The sequence below is a fragment of the Agromyces agglutinans genome (assembly GCF_009647605.1).
Lineage (GTDB): Bacteria > Actinomycetota > Actinomycetes > Actinomycetales > Microbacteriaceae > Agromyces > Agromyces agglutinans.
The window spans coordinates 532,249-549,062 of record NZ_WJIF01000001.1 but is presented as its reverse complement, the minus strand read 5'-3'; the positions used below and the strand labels follow the sequence as shown (position 1 = coordinate 549,062).

15 protein-coding genes and 1 tRNA gene are annotated in these 16,814 nt (G+C 69.7%); 11 read left to right on the top strand and 5 right to left on the bottom strand.

Going from position 1 to position 16,814, the window contains the following annotated elements:
• Positions 1-46: 46 nt before the first annotated feature.
• From GE115_RS02565 to arr, 3 genes are all read right to left on the bottom strand, one after another.
• The gene (locus tag GE115_RS02565; RefSeq protein ID WP_153683185.1) at positions 47-613 is read right to left on the bottom strand and encodes a hypothetical protein; all 567 of its coding nucleotides are present in this window, start codon (positions 611-613) and stop codon (positions 47-49) included.
• An 86-nt stretch (positions 614-699) separates the two neighbouring features.
• Entirely contained in the window at positions 700-927 is a 228-nt protein-coding gene (locus tag GE115_RS02560; RefSeq protein ID WP_312854834.1) for a hypothetical protein, read from the bottom strand.
• Positions 928-2,046: 1,119 nt separating this feature from the next.
• Complete coding sequence (gene arr, locus GE115_RS02555; protein ID WP_312854833.1) at positions 2,047-2,457, bottom strand: NAD(+)--rifampin ADP-ribosyltransferase; 411 nt, start codon at positions 2,455-2,457, stop codon at positions 2,047-2,049.
• A gap of 206 nt (positions 2,458-2,663) precedes the next feature.
• Between arr and GE115_RS02550 the strand changes: the two genes are divergently transcribed.
• The 8 genes from GE115_RS02550 (at position 2,664) to GE115_RS02515 (ending at position 12,717) form a co-directional block, all read left to right on the top strand.
• Complete coding sequence (locus tag GE115_RS02550) at positions 2,664-5,036, top strand: glycoside hydrolase family 65 protein (protein WP_153683184.1); 2,373 nt, start codon at positions 2,664-2,666, stop codon at positions 5,034-5,036.
• A gap of 170 nt (positions 5,037-5,206) precedes the next feature.
• Positions 5,207-6,007, top strand: coding sequence for a hypothetical protein (locus GE115_RS02545; protein WP_153683183.1), 801 nt, complete (start codon positions 5,207-5,209; stop codon positions 6,005-6,007).
• A gap of 14 nt (positions 6,008-6,021) precedes the next feature.
• Positions 6,022-6,438 (top strand): phage holin family protein, encoded by a 417-nt coding sequence (locus GE115_RS02540; RefSeq protein ID WP_153683366.1) that lies wholly within the window; start codon positions 6,022-6,024, stop codon positions 6,436-6,438.
• On the top strand, positions 6,435-7,049 hold the full coding sequence (locus GE115_RS02535; protein WP_153683182.1) for a DUF3618 domain-containing protein: 615 nt from the start codon (positions 6,435-6,437) through the stop codon (positions 7,047-7,049). The genes GE115_RS02540 and GE115_RS02535 overlap by 4 nt, the downstream gene beginning before the upstream one ends.
• Positions 7,050-7,206: 157 nt before the next feature.
• Complete coding sequence (locus GE115_RS02530) at positions 7,207-8,121, top strand: SDR family oxidoreductase (RefSeq protein ID WP_153683181.1); 915 nt, start codon at positions 7,207-7,209, stop codon at positions 8,119-8,121.
• A gap of 23 nt (positions 8,122-8,144) precedes the next feature.
• A complete protein-coding gene (locus GE115_RS02525) occupies positions 8,145-9,017 on the top strand; it encodes an alpha/beta fold hydrolase (protein ID WP_312854832.1) in 873 nt (290 codons plus the stop codon).
• A gap of 72 nt (positions 9,018-9,089) precedes the next feature.
• Positions 9,090-10,058: a cytochrome b/b6 domain-containing protein gene (locus GE115_RS02520; RefSeq protein ID WP_312854831.1), complete on the top strand. Its 969-nt coding sequence runs from the start codon at positions 9,090-9,092 to the stop codon at positions 10,056-10,058.
• Positions 10,059-10,209: 151 nt separating this feature from the next.
• Entirely contained in the window at positions 10,210-12,717 is a 2,508-nt protein-coding gene (locus GE115_RS02515; protein WP_153683179.1) for a transglycosylase domain-containing protein, read from the top strand.
• Positions 12,718-12,722: 5 nt separating this feature from the next.
• On the opposite strand, the gene GE115_RS02510 is transcribed toward GE115_RS02515, so the two are convergent.
• A complete protein-coding gene (locus tag GE115_RS02510) occupies positions 12,723-13,367 on the bottom strand; it encodes an MBL fold metallo-hydrolase (protein WP_153683178.1) in 645 nt (214 codons plus the stop codon).
• Between the two features lie 132 nt (positions 13,368-13,499).
• Between GE115_RS02510 and GE115_RS02505 the strand changes: the two genes are divergently transcribed.
• On the top strand, positions 13,500-14,402 hold the full coding sequence (locus tag GE115_RS02505; RefSeq protein WP_312854830.1) for a diacylglycerol/lipid kinase family protein: 903 nt from the start codon (positions 13,500-13,502) through the stop codon (positions 14,400-14,402).
• 120 nt (positions 14,403-14,522) lie between these two features.
• Positions 14,523-14,598: transfer RNA gene (locus GE115_RS02500), tRNA-Glu, on the top strand.
• 161 nt (positions 14,599-14,759) lie between these two features.
• Here GE115_RS02500 and GE115_RS02495 read toward each other — a convergent pair.
• Positions 14,760-15,473 carry a TIGR00645 family protein gene (locus GE115_RS02495; protein WP_312854829.1) on the bottom strand — a complete coding sequence of 238 codons (714 nt, stop codon included), beginning with the start codon at positions 15,471-15,473 and terminating at the stop codon, positions 14,760-14,762.
• A gap of 221 nt (positions 15,474-15,694) precedes the next feature.
• Here GE115_RS02495 and GE115_RS02490 point away from each other — a divergent pair, with 221 nt between their 5' ends.
• A complete protein-coding gene (locus tag GE115_RS02490; protein WP_312854828.1) occupies positions 15,695-16,732 on the top strand; it encodes a TerC family protein in 1,038 nt (345 codons plus the stop codon).
• The last annotated feature ends 82 nt before the right edge of the window (positions 16,733-16,814 follow it).

Genomic DNA, 16,814 nt, shown 5'->3' with positions numbered 1-16,814 from the left:
TCAGTGGGGGATCGTTCGGCGTACGGAGGCGCTTAGTTGTATGCCTTCAGAGGATGTGAGCGATGACCCGGGCCAGGGCGTCGAGCTGAGATTTGGCCGACGCTTCCCATCCTGCACCGTCGGTCTCGAGACTGTGGTTGCCTGATGGCACCACGACGATCTCGGCGCGGGTGCCGCGGATAGCGTCGGGTTCCCAAGAAGGGTCAGCGGTGCCACCGACGAGGAGATGGCTGGCTGAGGCGACCCGTGCCGCGTCAGCGATTGCCGGGACGGTCAACAACGGCGTGATCCACGCCGCGCGCACAGCACGATCGACGAAGTAGGGCAGCGCATGCGTACCGAGCGACTTACCAATCACGACGTTTGGGGGGCCGGGTAGCACGTCGTCCGCCTGCGAGAGAGTCTCCTTAATGAACTTCGCGAGATCGCGCCGAACCGAATCCGTGATTTCGGTATGCCAGTTGGCCGACCACACATCCCACCCTGCCTGTTCGAGAGCGAGGACCGGCCAATAGAGCAGTGGGCCTTGGATTGTGTATCCAGCTCCAGGCAGGACGAGAGCGACCGGCGCGCCACTCGATGCTTCCGAGGTGAGTCGTTCGATCCGCGGCATGCCCACACACTAGCCGCCACCCGCAAGCCGGTCCGCTTGCGACCACTAACGTGAGTAGCGAGCCGCCACCACCCGGTCGCGACGGCCTACGCGGTTGAGTCTCGGACGGCCTCGCGTGCGGTCGCGAGGAGGCGTTCATAATCCGGGTCGAAAGGTTCGGGGAGTTGACGTTCCAGGAAAGCTTCGATGTCCCACAACACTCGTTCCTCAGCCTGATCTGCGAACGCCGGATCACCCGTTTCGTTGAACCGGGAAAGCCAGTCGAATAGCACCAGGGCTTCGCTTCGACTCAGCGAGAACTTCACCTCCACCACGTCGCCGAGCCTAGCGGCGCGATGCGAGCACCGGACCCGATGCTCGACAGCCGGTCCATCATCGGGAAACCTGCTTGATCTGAGTCGTGCGCCGGTGATCGCACATCCTCGCACTCCCATATTCCCGTATGACCCGCACGCACGAGGGCGCGGTGAACGTGCCTTCACCGCGATTGCTCGACCGTCGTCATCGGCTGCGCCAGCTTCTCAGCGAACACGCATGATGGCACTACAACGACGCGGCGGACGCCGGGCGCACGACGTCGACGACGAGAACATTCATGTCGACCGGGGCCTCGCCGGCACCAACCGGGCACCCCGGGCTGCGCGAAGGATCGGCGGCGGTGCGCGCCGGCCACACGCTCGACGTCGCCAAGCTCACTATCTCGCTCGATCCGTCGCAGACGCACGTGACACCCGATGAACGGCGCTCGAGGCGATCTGCCTCGGGCGCCGTTCACCGGGTACTCGTGGTCCGCTGAAGATTGAGGGAGCGATGGAAACCCGATCGGCGCCAGCGCAATCTCCATGCGCACGCGCGGCTCGCGCGGGATTCGGCTCGGCGGAACGGGCTGCGCTCTCGCTGACCACAAACGAACCACAAACCCCTCGAGCGGTACCAGAATGCGCCCGAATCAATCCGTATTCACCGGTAGAATGGACGCATGAGATCCGCGGAAATCCGCGGAATTCCCGCCCTCGCGGGCGACAGTTACATGGTCGATCCATCATTCAGTTGTTCTTGGTTCGAGTCCAGGTACCCCAGCACTGTCGATACCGAAACCTCCACCCACGGGTGGAGGTTTCTCGTATGACCACTTCACGGAACCCGCTCGATATCAGCGCCGTCGGCGAGGAGCATCGCCCGGTACTCGAACGACTCTGGACGATGTTCCAGCACGACCTGTCTGCATTCACCGGGTCCTTGCCCGATAGTCAGGGCGGCCAGGGCCCTGGGCCGTCGCCTTCCAGGAGCGCAACGCCGTCGCGGCACGGTTCTGGCGGACCGTCGCGGTTGAGGCCGACCATCGATGGGCGCTCGATTACCGTCAGGTACCCGGGCGCCCGGATCTCCCGGCTGACGTGTGGGTTCGATCCGGCGTCCGGTGACGGGCAGGGTCAGTTGATGATCTCGCCTCGCTCGTCAGCCCGGAGGGCCGCGAGCCGTTCGCGCCATTCCTGCAGCGCCTCGGGCGTCAGCCGTGTCCAATCGGTGACCTCGCCGACGATCCTGAGCGGGGCGGAGCTGCGGTACGAACGGGTGGGATTGCCCGGGAACTTCTTGTCGGTCACGTTCGGGTCGTCCTCGAAGGGCCCGGTCGGTTCGACGGCGTAGACGCGGGGCTCGCCGTCGCCTGCGGCCAGTTCGGCGGCGAGACCGGCGCCGTCGCGAAGCGCGGTGAAGTAGATGTGGTTCATCACGACTTCGGGTCGATAGTTCGAGCGGAATCCCGCGCTCAGCAGATCTCCGACCTGAAGGTCGGCTTTCGTGCCGTGGAAGAACGGACCCTCATCCAGCGTTCGGCTCACCGCGCCAGCCTAAGTCGGCGCGAGCGCCGCCGTCACCCGCCTGGCCGAGGCCGAGCACGAGATCGCCACGGGCTGAGGAGGCCTGCCATGCACCGTGCGGCGCGTCAACGGATCGACCCGCGACCGGCGCCTGCGCGAGGCTGGGCACATCGGCCGGCCGCACGAAGCGCCCGGCCCACTCGCATCGACCCCGGAGGCGTCACCGCATGAGCAGCTCACTCTCGTTCGACCTCGACCCCTGGAGCATCGGCCTGAGCGGCGTCGACGTCGACGAGCTCGAGCGGCGGGAGTCCGTCTTCGCGCTCTCGAACGGGCACCTCGGCTGGCGGGGCATCCTCGACGAGGGCGATCCGTGCGGCATCCCGGGCAGCTACCTGAACGGCGTCTTCGAGCGGTTTCCGATGCCGTACGCCGAGGAGGGCTACGGCTACCCGGAGACCGGGGAGAGCGTCGTGAACGTCCCCGACGGCAAGGTGATCCGCCTCCTCGTGGACGATGAGCCGTTCGACGTCCGTCGTGGCGAGCTGCACCGGCACGAGCAGCGCCTCGACTTCCGGGCGGGCACGCTGCATCGCGAGGTGGAGTGGACCTCGCCCGCGGGCCGACGCGTGCGCATCGAGTCGACTCGGCTCGTCTCGTTCGAGCATCGTTCGATCGGCGCCGTGCGGTACGTGGTCGAGCCGATCGACTCGGCGGCGACGGTCGCGGTGCAGTCCGAGGTCGTCGCCAACATCGACCTGCTCGACGTGCACCACGATCCGCGCGTCAAGGCGGTGCTGGAGGACCCGCTCGAGCCGATCGCGCACGACGCGATCGGCACGCGGGCGACCCTCGTCCACCGCACGCGTCGCAGCGAACTCGCCATCGCGGTCTCGATGGACCACCTCGTGGATGCCCCGACCGAGGCCGATGTTCGCGTCGAGGTCGCCGAGGACCTCGCCCGCACCACCATCACCTCGAGGCTCGATCCGGGCGAGCGCCTCGACGTGCTGAAGCTCGTCGGCCACGAATGGTCTGCCTCGCTGTCGACATCCGCCCTCCGCGACCGCGCGGACGCCGCGGTCGCCGACGCCGTGCACGCGGGGTGGGAGGACCTCGTCGCCGGCCAGCGCGCCCGGCTCGACGACTACTGGTCGTGCGCGGACGTCGTCATCGAGGGCGACCTGCGATTGCAGCAGGCGGTTCGGTTCGCGCTCTTCCACGTCTTCCAGGCCGCTGCCCGGCTCGAGGTGCGCTCCATACCGGGCAAGGGCCTGACCGGCGCCGGGTACCAGGGTCACGCGTTCTGGGATTCGGAGGCCTTCGTGCTGCCGGTGCTCACGTACACCGCCCCGGATGCCGCCCGCCAGGCCCTGCTGTGGCGCCGGGCGACGCTCGACGTGGCGAGAGAGCGGGCCGAGCACCTGGGCCTCGAAGGGGCCGCCTTCCCGTGGCGCACCATCGACGGCCGCGAGTGTTCGGGCTACTGGCCGGCGAGCACCGCCGCGTTCCACGTCAGCGCCGACATCGCGGCCGCTGCCGCGCTCCATGCGCGCGTCACGGGTGATGAGCGGTTCGAGCGGGAGTGCGGCCTCCCGATCCTCGTCCAGACGGCGAGGCTGTGGATGTCGCTCGGACATCACGACGATCGGGGCGTCTTCCACCTCGACGGCGTGACCGGTCCCGACGAGTACTCCGCCGTGGTCGACGACAACGTCTACACGAACCTGATGGCGCAGCGGAACCTGCGTGCGGCAGCCGAGGCGGCGCGCCGTCACCCGGCGGCCGCGCGGGCCGAGCACGTCGACGATTCGGAGATCGGCCGGTGGACCGCCACCGCCGACGCCGTCGCCGTGCCCTTCGACGAGCGGCTCGGCGTGCACGAGCAGTCCGCCGGATTCACGCGCCGCGAGCGCTGGGACTTCGAGGGCACGGCGCGCGAGCAGTACCCGCTGCAGGACCACTTCCCGTACTTCGACCTCTACCGCAAGCAGGTCGTGAAGCAGGCCGACCTCGTGCTGGCCCTGCTGGTCGCCCACGACGCGTTCACGCCCGATGAGAAGGCGCGGGCCTTCGCGTACTACGAGGAGCTCACCGTGCGGGATTCCTCGCTGTCGGCGGCGGTGCAGGCGGTGATCGCCGCCGAGGTCGGTCATCTCGACCTCGCCGTCGACTACCTCGCGGAGGTCGCCACGCTCGACCTCGACGACCTGCGGGACGACACCGCCGAAGGCCTGCACCTCGCCTCGCTCGCGGGCATCTGGATCGCGCTCGCGGCCGGATTCGGCGGCATGCGCGACGCGGCCGACGGGTTGAGCTTCGCACCGAGGTTGGCACCTCCGATGACGAGGATGGTGTTCGGCGTGAAGGTCGCCGGGCACACGCTGCGTCTCGACGTGCGACCGGAGGCGACCACGTACCGGCTCGCCAGCGGCCCGGCGATCCGGGTGCGCCACTTCGGCGAGGTGGTCGTTCTCGTGCCGGGGGAGGCGACGACGATGGCGACCCCGCCGCCCATCGACGCGGGACGGCGCCCGGTGCAGCCGCGCTGGCGGAGGCCCCGGCCCGCCCGCACAGCGCTCGAGTCCGCGTCGGATTGATCCGGCACGCGGCCGGCTCGCGCGGGATTATACGCGCCGCATCCTCCCGGAGGAAGACTCTTCAGGCGCCTCCGTCGGGATGCCTACCGTGGACGCCCACCGACCGGTGGGGCTCGCCAACATCCGTGTGGCGGACGCCTTCGATCGCAGATCCGTGAGGAGCCTCAACGATGAGCGAACCATTCCAGTCCAGCACCGGCGGTACCGTCCAAGGCACGCAGCCGCGCGCGACGGGCGATCTCCGCGACGACGCCGCGAACCTCGCGTCCGACGCCGGCGACGCCGGCCGCCACGTCGTGGACGTCGCGAAGCAGGAGACGCGTTCCGTCGCCTCCGAGACCAAGAGCCAGGCCAAGCAGTTCCTCGGCAAGGTGGGCGACGAACTGCGCAGCCAAGCGTCGACCCAGCAATCCAAGGCGGCCGAGGGCCTCCACTCCGTGGGTTCCGAGTTCGCCGACATGGCCGACCGGTCCGAGCAGTCCGGGTTCGCGTCCCAGCTCGTCCGGGGCGCGGGCGAGCGCGTCGAGTCCGCCGCCCGCTGGCTCGGCGACCGGGACCCGGGCTCGCTGCTCGAAGAGGTCAAGGGCTTCGCGCGCCGCCGTCCCGGCGTCTTCATCGCCATCGCGGTCGGCGCGGGCGTCGTCGTCGGTCGCCTGACACGCGCGATCGCATCGTCCGGCGAGACGACGGATGCCTCCGCAGGCGCGACCGGCCGCGACCGCACGGTCGGGGCATCCGGCTCGCGCGACGTGTCGTCGCCGGATGTCGGCTTCGCGACGCCGCCCGTGCCGCCGATGACCGAGGGCGTGCCGCCGCAGACCACGACCGTCGGAGCAGGCTTGGGCGGCACCGCCGGCACCACCGGCACCACCGGCACCACCGGCGCGACCGGCGTGCCGGTCACCGGTGCCGGCGCACCCGGCACGTCCGGCGCACCCGGCACCACCCCGACGACGGGCGGTGCGCGATGACCGATCCACGCCACATGTCGCCCGACCAGACGCCGTCGGAACGCCAGGCGGAGACGACCTCGCTCGGCGACCTCCTCGCCGAGGTCTCCCGCGACGTCTCGACCCTGATGCGGCAGGAGGTGGAGCTCGCCAAGGCCGAGGTGCGCGAGTCCGCGAAGCGGGCCGGCCGAGGTGCAGGCCTGCTCGGCGGGGCCGGCGTCGCGGGCATGCTCGCGCTCGTCTTCCTGTCGATCGCGCTCTGGTGGGCGCTCGGCTACCTGATGGGCAACGCCTGGTCGGCCGTGATCGTCGCCGTGATCTGGGGCGTCGTCGCGCTCGTGCTGGCGCTCACGGGCAAGAAGCAGATCGAGGAGATCTCGGGGGTGCCGCAGACGGTCGAGACCGTCAAGGAGATCCCGGAGACGTTGAAGAGGAATGAGGAGAACCGATGAGCAATCCCGATGAGATCCGCGAGGACATCGAGCGCACCAGGGCCGAACTCGGCCAGGATGTCGACGCGCTCGCCGACAAGGTCTCGCCGACCAAGATGGCCGAGCGGCAGACGCGCCGCATGCGTCGGGCCGTCGGCTCGCTGAAGGACCGCGTGATGGGCGCGGCATCGGATGCCACGGACTCGACGCAGGCCGCACTCGGCCACGCGGGCGAGGCCGTCGCCGACGCGCCGCACCGGCTCGCGTCCACGGCGCGGGGCAACCCGATCGCAGTGGGGCTGATCGCGTTCGGCGCCGGCCTGCTCGCCGCCTCCCTCATCCCGGCCTCGAAGCTCGAGCGCGATGCCGCGCAGCAGGCGAAGGATGCCGCGGCACCGCTCGTCGACCAGGCGAAGGAGGTCGCCGCCGAGGCGGCCGATCACCTGCGCGAACCCGCGAAGGACGCGGCCGAGGCGGTCAAGGAGCGTGCCGCCGAAGCGGTCGGCACTGTCCGCGAGGAGGGCGGGGCCGCGGCATCCGAGGTCAAGGCGGAAGCGCAGCAGGCGGCACAGCAGCACGCCTCGGGCGGCGGGTCGGCGGGCACCGCCGCGCCCACGTCGACTCGCGGTTGATCGACGCGCGAGCCGACACTCCGCGGTCCGGCATCCGACCAGGTCGGATGCCGGACCGCTTCGCGTGAAGGGCCCAGGGTCCAGCGATCCGCTAACCCCGATCACCGCACCGCGCAAGGCCCTGCCGGCCGCCCTCGGAGGGATCTACGGTCGTCGCATGAGCGACCGCACGCGAGAGACGCGAGACCAGTACACGTTCACCGACCCGTCGAAGCTGTACGCCGGGTACGACCCGAAGCGCCAGCACCAGCCCGAGCCCGGACTCGACCAGAAGCTCGACCCGAAGCCCGACCTGGGCGAGGACACGTACCGGGGGAGCGGCCGGCTGCAGGGGCGCAAGGCGCTCGTGACCGGCGCCGACTCGGGCATCGGCGCGGCGACGGTGATCGCGTACGCGCGCGAGGGCGCCGACGTCGTCATGTCGTACCTGCCCGAGGAGGAGCCCGACGCGCAGCGTGTCGCCGCGATCGCGCAGGACGCGGGCGTGCAGGTGGTCACGGTCCCGGGCGACCTGCGCGATCCCGCCTACTGCCGAGACCTCGTCGAGCGCGCTGTCGAAGCGCTCGGCGGGCTCGACCTCGTGGTGAACAACGGCGGCAAGCAGGTCTACGTCGAGGAGATCGCCGACCTCTCCGACGAGCAGTTCGACGACACGTTCAAGACCAACGTCTACGCGATGTTCTGGATCACGAAGGCCGCGGTGCCTCACCTCCCGCCGGGCTCGACGATCATCAACACGACCTCGATCCAGGCCTACGAGCCGTCGCCGATCCTCGTCGACTACGCCTCGACGAAGGCGACCATCAACGCGTTCACCAAGGCGCTGGCGCAGCAGCTCGCGCCGAAGGGCATCCGGGTCAACGCCGTCGCGCCGGGCCCGGTCTGGACGGTGCTGCAGGTCACCGACGGGCAGCCGCCCGAGAAGCTCGACGAGTTCGGTGAGAACACGCCGCTCGGCCGCATGGGCCAGCCGGCCGAGCTCGCGCCCGCATTCGTGTTCCTCGCGTCGGCCGAGTCGAGCTACGTCGCCGGCGAGACGCTCGGGGTCACGGGCGGCAAGCCGACGCCCTGAGCCGATACGCCCGGGGCGAGCGCGTGTTCGAGGGTTTCGACGCCACCGAGGTCGACACCGGGGCGGCACGGATCTTCGTGCGCCACGCCGGTGACGGGCCGGCGGTGTACCTGCTGCACGGGCACCCGCGCACGTCGGCGACCTGGCATCGCGTGGCACCGCTGCTGCTCGAGCAGGGGTTCGCCGTCGTCTGCCCCGACCTGCGGGGGTACGGCCGGTCGCGCGGTCCGGCTCCCGCCGCCGACCACGCACCGCACTCCAAGCGCGCGGTCGCCGCCGACATCCGGGCGGTCGCCCGAGCACTGGGCCACGAGCGGATGCTCCTCGCCGGGCACGATCGGGGCAGCTACGTCGCGTTCCGGCTCGCGCTGGACCATCCCGACCTCGTCGAGCGCCTGGCCGTGATGGACTCCATCCCCATCAGCGAGCACCTCGCTCGGGCCGACGCCCGATTCGCCACCGCGTGGTGGCACTGGTTCTTCTTCGCGCAACCCGAGATCCCCGAGCGCGTCATCACGGCCGATCCCGAGGCGTGGTACCGGCCGAAGGCCGACCCGGCGAAGATGGGCGCCGCCAACCACGCCGAACTCATGGCCGCGGTGCGGGATCCGCAGACCGTTCGAGCGATGCTGGAGGACTACCGGGCCGGGCTCACCGTCGACCTTCGCGACGAACAGGCCGACCGCGCCGCGGGTCGACGCCTCGAGATGCCGGTCTGCGTGCTCTGGTCGAGCCGCGACGACCTCGAGGACCTGTACGGAGACCCCCGCCGGATCTGGCGGGACTGGGCCGACGAGGTGCGGGGCCGCCGTATCGAGTCCGGTCACCACCTGGCCGAAGAGGCGCCCGAGGACGTGGCATCCGCACTGGGGGAGTTCTTCCGGGACGAGCGCTGACCGCCGGTAACCTCGCGACACCGGGGCATCCGTCGAGTTGCATCGGCAGCCGCCGTTTGTCACGCTGAGGGCGTGCCGTCGCCCCTTCGCCCCGCGTTCCAGAACGTCTCGTGGAAACGGCTCGCCTGGCTCGTCGTCGGTGCGCTCGTGCTGCTCGCCGTCGCGGTCCTCGCCGCGCGCGGCCTGCGCAGCTTGACGGCCGTGCAGGACTTCATCGAGGAGTACCCCGGCCACAGCGACCTGCCCGAGGGAGCGCCGGTCGGCATCCCGGCGTGGCTCGGCTGGCAGCACTTCTTCACGGCGTTCCTGCTCGTGATGATCGTGCGCACCGGCCTCATCATCCGTTCGAAGCAGCGCCCGCCCGCCTTCTGGACCCGCGACACCTCGCGCTTCCCGCGCACCAAGGGCACGCCGAGGCGGCTCGGCATCTCGGTGTGGCTGCACCTCTGGGTCGACGCCCTCTGGGTGCTCAACGGCGTCGTCTACGTCGTGCTCCTGTTCGCGACCGGTCACTGGGTGCGCATCGTGCCCACCGACTGGTCGGTGGTGCCCAACGCGCTTTCGGTGGTGCTGCAGTACCTTTCGCTCGAATGGCCGGTCGAGAACTCCTGGGTGTCGTACAACGACGCCCAGGTGCTCGCGTACTTCGCCGTCGTCTTCATCGCGTCGCCCGTGGCGATCATCACGGGCCTGCGGCTCTCGCCGACCTGGCCGATGCAGGGTCGCTGGGCGAATCTGCCGAGCGAGCGCTCGGCGCGCGCGGTGCACTTCCCGACGATGCTGTTCTTCCTGCTCTTCACATTCGTGCACGTGGTGCTCGTGCTGACGACGGGGGCGCTGCGGAACCTGAACCACATGTACGCGTCGCGCGACGCCGACGACTGGATCGGTTTCGCCGTCTTCGCCGGGTCGCTGGTCGTGATGGTCGCCGGGTGGGTGCTCGCGAGGCCTCTCGTGCTCGCACCGCTCGCGGAGCGTTCCGGCACGGTGCGACGGATGCCGCAGCCGGCGCCGTCGACGCACGTCGCGCCGCGCGGGTGACGCCGGCTCGCCGCGCGACGTCGCCCGCCCGTTCGAGACGGCTCGAATCGAGGCATCCTCGTCAGTCCCGTCGTCGCCGCGGTGGCTGGACATCTCCGTCGCGCTGAGGTTCGATTGAACACGCAACGCGAACTGGGGGTGGTGTCTGCAGATGGATGCCGAGCATGACGGCGAGGTGAAGCCGGGGCGCTTCCGCAACAAGCGGGCCCGCGACTTCGAGGAGACGCGAACGCCCGCGGGCGTGCTTGGCGGGTTCCTCGGCCTCGTCGTGGCGAGTGTGGCGGCCGGCGCGCTGGTCGTCACGGCGGCGACGCCCGCGCTCTCGGTGGTCGGCGTGACCGCGTCGAGCACGATCGGCATGTTCGAGAACCTCCCGGGATACCTCGAGATCGGCGATCTCTCCGAGAAGAGCGACATCTGGGCGACGAGCAGCGACGGCACGCCGGTGCACCTCGCCTCGTTCTACGACCAGAACCGCATCATGGTCGGCTGGGACCAGGTCAGCCAGTTCGCGAAGGACGCGGCCGTCGCCGGCGAGGATCCGCGCTTCTACGATCACGGCGGCATCGACCTGCAGGGCACGCTCCGCGCCGCGGTGACGACCGCGACCGGCCGCGAGACGCAGGGCGGTTCCTCGATCGCGCAGCAGTACGTCAAGAACGTGCGGGTGCAGGAGTGCGAACGCGAGGCCGCTTCCGTCGCGCTCGGCCGCCTCACCGAGGAGGAGCAGACGGCGCTGACGCCCGACGAGCGGTTCGCGCTCATCGAGGAGGAGAAGCTCGCCTGCTACGACTCCGCGACCGAGACGACCATCGATCGCAAGCTGAAGGAGATGCGCCTCGCGATCGGCGTCGACAAGCGATACACCAAAGACGAGATCCTCCTCGGATACCTCAACATCGCGGGCTTCGGCGGCACGGTCTACGGCATCGAGGCTGCGGCCAACTACTACTTCTCGACGACGGCCGCGAACCTCACGCTCGCGCAGGCGGCCTCGCTGATCGCGATCGTCAACAACCCGGTGAAGTTCCAGCTCGACCGGCCCGACGACGCCGAGAACGGAGCGGCGAACGGGTACGCCGCCAACCACGGGCGCCGCGACTACATCCTCGAGCGGATGCTGCACTTCAAGAAGATCACGCAGGCGCAGTACGACGAGGCGATCGCGACGCCGGTGCAACCGGCGATCACCGAACCCAGTACCGGATGCCAGACCGCCGGCGGTGCCGCATACTTCTGCGACTACGTCATCCACATCCTGCAGAACGACCCGGTCTTCGGCGAGGACCCCGAGGAGCGGATGCTCAACTTCCGCCGCGGCGGGTACCAGATCTACACGACCCTCGACCTCGACCTGCAGGCCGCCGCCGAGCGCGCGATCGCCGAGAACGTGCCGCAGACCTATCCCGGCTGGGACGTCGGCGGGGTCGTCTCGAGCGTGCAGGTGGGAACCGGGCGCGTGCTCGCGATGGCGCAGAACAAGTCCTACAGCCAGGATCCGGCGGTCGTGAACGGGCAACCGCAGTACACGGGCATCAACTACAACACCGATTACGACTACGGCGGCTCGAGCGGGTTCCAGCCGGGTTCGTCGTACAAGGTGTTCACGCTGGCCCAGTGGCTGAACGAGGGTCACGGCTTGAGCGAGCGCGTCGACTCGCGGCGCAAGTCCAACTGGGGTGCGTTCCGCGACAGCTGCCTCGGCACCCAGTACGCCGATCCCGGATGGAACCCGCGCAACGACGCCAACGAGCCCGGGGCCAACTACACGGCCCTCGAGTCGACGATCGGGTCGATCAACACGGGCTTCCTCGGCATGGCGAAGCTGCTCGACCAGTGCGGCATCGCGAAGACGGCCGAGGCGTTCGGCGTGCACCGGGCCGACGGCAACCCGCTCGTGCAGTACCCGTCGGCGGTGCTCGGCATCAACGAGGTCGCGCCGCTCAGCCTCGCGGTCGCGTTCGCGGGCATCGCGAACAACGGCCTGTCGTGCTCGCCGGTCGCGATCGACCGCATCGCCGGCAGCGACGGCCAGGAGGTCCCGCCGCCGAAGTCGACCTGCACCCAGGCCGTCTCGCCCGAGGTGGCTGCGGGCATGCACTACGGCATGCGGCGCGTGATGACCAGCGGCACCGGTGGCGAGTCCAACCGCAACACCGTTCCGTCGGTGCCGCTCATCGGCAAGACCGGTACCACGGACGGCGCGAAGGACACGTGGATGGTGGGTGCGAGCACGAAGGTCGCCACCGCGGTGGGCGTCGTGAGCGTCACCGGCGAGGCGAACCAGCGGGCCGTCAGGTTCGACAGCGGCTCGGCCGCGACCGCACGGCATCGCATGTGGCCGATCGTGATGTCCGCTGCATCGGCGAAGTACGGCGGCGACGGCTTCAGCGAACTGGGGCCGGGACCGGTGGTCTCGCGTCCGGGTACGCCGACGCCGCCGCTCGACGAGCCTCAGAGTGAGACTCCGGAGCCGGCACCGGCGCAGGTCGATCCGCCCGCCGACGGCGGCTGGGGCGACGGCGGCGGCGATGGTGACTTCGGCGGCGGCGGCGGGGATGGCCCGGGCGGTGATGGCGGCGGTGGTGGTGGCCGCGGCGGTGGAGGTGGCGGTGACGGCGGCGGCGGCGACCGTGGCGGAGGTCGCGGCGGCGGCTGAGCCGACTAGAAGTCGAGCGTGTCGCCGGGTTCGAGCGGCGCGAATGTGCCGCCGCCCTGCTCGACCGCCCACGTCAGCCGGGTGTTCGAGAGGTCCTTGCCCGCGCGTGAGAGCAGCATCTCGTGGGTCGGGAAGGCGCGCTTCGGTGCGACCTCGAGCACGTAGTCGATCGCCTCGGCGATCTTCATCCACGGGGCTGCCGCGGGCACGGCCAGTACGTCGACCTCGACTCCTTCGGGCACCGTGAACGAGTCGCCCGCGTAGTACAGCTTCTCGTCGACGAGCACCCCCAGGTTGTCGATCACGGGGATCGACGCGTGGATCACCGCGTGCTGCCCGCCGAAGAACCTGAGGCGGAACGGCCCGACCTCGACCCGGTCGCCGGCGTGCACCTCCTCGACGTCGATGCCCTGCTCGCGGGCCGCGCGCACGACCCCGGCCGGCCCGAACACGCGCAGGTCGGGATTCACGTCGCCGATGCGGCGCAATTGCTCGGGTGTCCAATGATCGTCGTGCTGGTGCGTGATCACGACCGCCACCGCGCCCGCGGCCTCGGTGATCGGCGTCGTGAACTTGCCGGGATCGATGAACAGCAGGGCCCCCGAGTCGTCGATCACGAGGGCGGAGTGCTCGAGCTTGGTGAGTCGCATGTCTCGAGCCAACACGAGCCGGCCTTCCGATGGCAAGGCCCTGCGTGCGGCAGGCGCCGCCGATGGCACGGGCCCACCGTGCGTCACGTGCATCGGGCGTCATGTGCACTGGGCGACTGCCAGAATCGCAGGGTGACCGGAACCCCGAAGCGACTCGCCGTCGCCGTCAACCCGGCGGCATCCTTCGGGCGCAACCGCGCCGTCGGGCCAGCCGTGGTCGATCGACTCACCCGCGAGGGCTACGACGTGACCATGCTCCGCGAGGCGAACGTGGAACTGCTGCGGCGCGAGGCCGAGCAGGCGGTCGCGCTCGGCACCGACGGCCTCGTGGTCGTCGGCGGCGACGGCATGGTGTCGCTCGGCGTGAACCTCGTCGCCGGCACCGACATCCCGCTCGCCATCGTCGCCGCCGGCACCGGCAACGACCTCGCGCGCGGGCTCGACCTGCCGTTCGACGACCCGCCGCTGTCGATCGAGGTGCTCGTCGACGCCCTGCGCCGCGCCCCGCGCCGCATCGACGCCGCGCGCGTGCGCCACGGTGCGCTCACGACCTGGTACGCGGGGGTGCTGTCGGCCGGGTTCGACGCGGTCGTCAACGAGCGGGCGAACCGGATGCTCCGCCCTCGCGGGCCGAGCCGCTACACGCTCGCGCTCGTGCGCGAGCTGCTGATCTTCCGCCCCCGCGCGTACGTCATCACGATCGACGGCGTGCGGCGGGAGCAACGGGCGATGCTCGTGTCCGTGGCGAACAACCGGTCGATCGGCGGCGGCATGCGGATCGTGCCGCACGCCGACCTCGCCGACGGCGCGCTCGACGTCTTCATCGTCCACCCGCTCGGCCGAGTCGGCCTGCTGCGGGTGTTCCCGAAGGTCTATTCGGGCACCCACGTCGAGCATCCCGCGGTCGAGTTCGTGCGCGCGAGGTCGGTTCGGATCGAGGCATCCGACGTCGTCGCGTTCGCCGACGGCGAGCGTCTCGGGGCGCTCCCGGTCGACATCGAGGTGGTGCCGGGAGCGCTGTCGGTCTTCGTCTGAGCGGCCGTCTCCGGGCGCTCGGAGCCGTGCGCGGACGGTCGGCGCCCGATTTGGAAACGCCCCGCGAGATGTGTCATACTCTTCGAGTTGCCGGAAACGGAACGAGATTCCGAACGACACGGCCCCATCGTTTAGCGGCCTAGGACGCCGCCCTCTCACGGCGGTAGCGCGGGTTCAAATCCCGCTGGGGTCACCAACGGCAACACGGCGCAACGCCCCCGCGATCGCGGGGGCGTTCGTCGTTTCACGGGTCGATTCGGCGCCGCGTCGCACGTCGCGCAGTCGGTGCCGATTCGCATCCCTGCGCGGCGCGGGCCCGGCCGGGTGTCTCGACCGGGCTCGCACGTTCGCAGCGGCTCAGGCGCGTGGCGTCGCGGGCGCCCGCTCCGGGAGATCCGACGGGTCGTCGCCGAGCCCCTGGCGGGCGTTCGGGTACGCCACCGGCACCCCGTCGTGCACCTCGTGGGGGGCGACCTTGTGGTACGACATGCGGTCGATCGCGGCGAGCGCGAGGGCGCTCAGGATGAAGACCGAGTGGATGACGACCTGCCAGAGCACGCCGTCCCACGTGTAGCTCTGCCCGGTCTCGGTGCCTGCGGCCCGCCCGTCGGTCATGTCGCCGACCTCGATGAACGTCTTCAGCAGGTGGATCGACGAGATGCCGATGATGGCCATCGCGAGCTTGACCTTCAGCACGTTGGCGTTGACATGGCTCAGCCACTCGGGCTGGTCGGGGTGCCCGTCGACCTGGATGCGCGAGACGAACGTCTCGTAGCCGCCGATGATCACCATGATGAGCAGATTCGCGATCATCACGACGTCGATCAGGCCGAGCACGGCGAGCATGATGTCGGCTTCGTCGATGTGCGTCGGATCGTGCAGCACCGTCTCGGCGAGGTGCACGAGCTCGATGACGAAGACCACGACGTAGATCACCTGGGCGACGATGAGGCCCAGGTACAGGGGCGCCTGCAGCCAGCGGCTGGTGAAGATGAGTCCGCCGACGGCGCGTGACCACGGGGCGGTTCGATAGGTCGTCGGGGCGGGTGGGGGCGTCGTCTTGGCGCTCACGGTTCTCCTTCGGATGCGGGCCTCCAGCCTAGGCGGCACCATCCGTTAGACTTCCGGGAGCGAAGGGGAGTATCCCGCGGGGCGAGGAGCCTCGGGCCACGATCGTCAGTACGAGCGCCGCAGTAGCCGCTCCGGGCGTGGCCGAGCACCATCGGTGCGAAGGGGAGAGACTTTCGGGTCCTGTCGTACCCACTTTCCATGTTCTCCCCGAAAGGCAGCCTGTGCTCGAGCTCCCCGTCTGGTTCGAAGTCGGATCCCTCGTCGTCCTGACGCTCATCCTCATCGGCGACCTGCTGCTGGTGCTGAAGCGCCCGCACGTGCCCTCGTTCAAGGAGTCGACCCTCTGGGTCGTCTTCTACGTAGTGCTCGCCCTGGTCTTCGCCGGCCTCATGTTCGTGCTCGGCGATGCTGAGCACGGCGGCCAGTTCCTCGCCGGCTGGCTGACCGAGTACAGCCTCTCGATCGACAACCTCTTCGTGTTCGTCATCATCATGGCGAGGTTCTCGGTGCCGCGGAAGCTGCAGCAGGAGGTGCTGATGGTGGGCATCATCATCGCGCTCGTGCTTCGCGGCATCTTCATCCTGCTGGGCGCCTCGCTGATCGAGAACTTCAGCTGGATCTTCTACATCTTCGGCGCGTGGCTCGTGTGGACCGCCATCCAGCAGGTGCGCGGCGACCACGAAGCTGAAGACAGCGAGACCTTCGTCGTGCGGATGATCCGCAAGCGCGTGAACCTGACCGACGAGTACGACGGCGTGAAGCTGCGCACCACGATCGACGGCAAGCGGTTCTTCACGCCGATGCTGATCGTCTTCATCGCGATCGGCACGACCGACCTGCTGTTCGCGCTCGATTCCATCCCCGCGATCTTCGGCATCACCCAGAGCCCGTTCATCGTGTTCACCGCGAACGTGTTCGCGCTCATGGGCCTCCGTCAGCTGTACTTCCTCCTCGGAGGCCTCCTCGAACGCCTCGAGTACCTCAAGTACGGCATCGCGTTCATCCTCGCCTTCATCGGGGTGAAGCTCGTGCTGCACGCGATGCACGTGAACGAGTTGCCGTTCATCAACGGCGGCGAGCACATCGAGTGGGCACCCGAGATCTCCACGTGGATGTCGCTCGGGGTGATCCTCGCGGCGATGGCGGTGGCCACGGTGGCGAGCCTGATCAAGGCCCGCCATGACGCGAAGACCCGCGGCCACAAGCTGCTCGACGAGGTGCCCCACTTCACCGACGACTCGTCGTCGCGCCAGGGCTGAGCCGGTCGGGGCCGGCCACCGGCGGGCCGACCCCGCATGCCGTCCACGGGCCGCGTCGACGCCGCGGGGCTGAAACGCGGCC

Excerpts from the sequence above, each read along its gene's own strand:
- GE115_RS02565 (WP_153683185.1), bottom strand. The coding sequence starts at position 613 with ATGCCGCGGATCGAACGACTCACCTCGGAAGCATCGAGTGGCGCGCCG.
- GE115_RS02550 (WP_153683184.1), top strand. The coding sequence starts at position 2,664 with ATGAGCAGCTCACTCTCGTTCGACCTCGACCCCTGGAGCATCGGCCTG.
- GE115_RS02545 (WP_153683183.1), top strand. The coding sequence starts at position 5,207 with ATGAGCGAACCATTCCAGTCCAGCACCGGCGGTACCGTCCAAGGCACG.
- GE115_RS02540 (WP_153683366.1), top strand. The coding sequence starts at position 6,022 with ATGTCGCCCGACCAGACGCCGTCGGAACGCCAGGCGGAGACGACCTCG.
- GE115_RS02535 (WP_153683182.1), top strand. The coding sequence starts at position 6,435 with ATGAGCAATCCCGATGAGATCCGCGAGGACATCGAGCGCACCAGGGCC.
- GE115_RS02530 (WP_153683181.1), top strand. The coding sequence starts at position 7,207 with ATGAGCGACCGCACGCGAGAGACGCGAGACCAGTACACGTTCACCGAC.
- GE115_RS02515 (WP_153683179.1), top strand. The coding sequence starts at position 10,210 with ATGGATGCCGAGCATGACGGCGAGGTGAAGCCGGGGCGCTTCCGCAAC.
- GE115_RS02510 (WP_153683178.1), bottom strand. The coding sequence starts at position 13,367 with ATGCGACTCACCAAGCTCGAGCACTCCGCCCTCGTGATCGACGACTCG.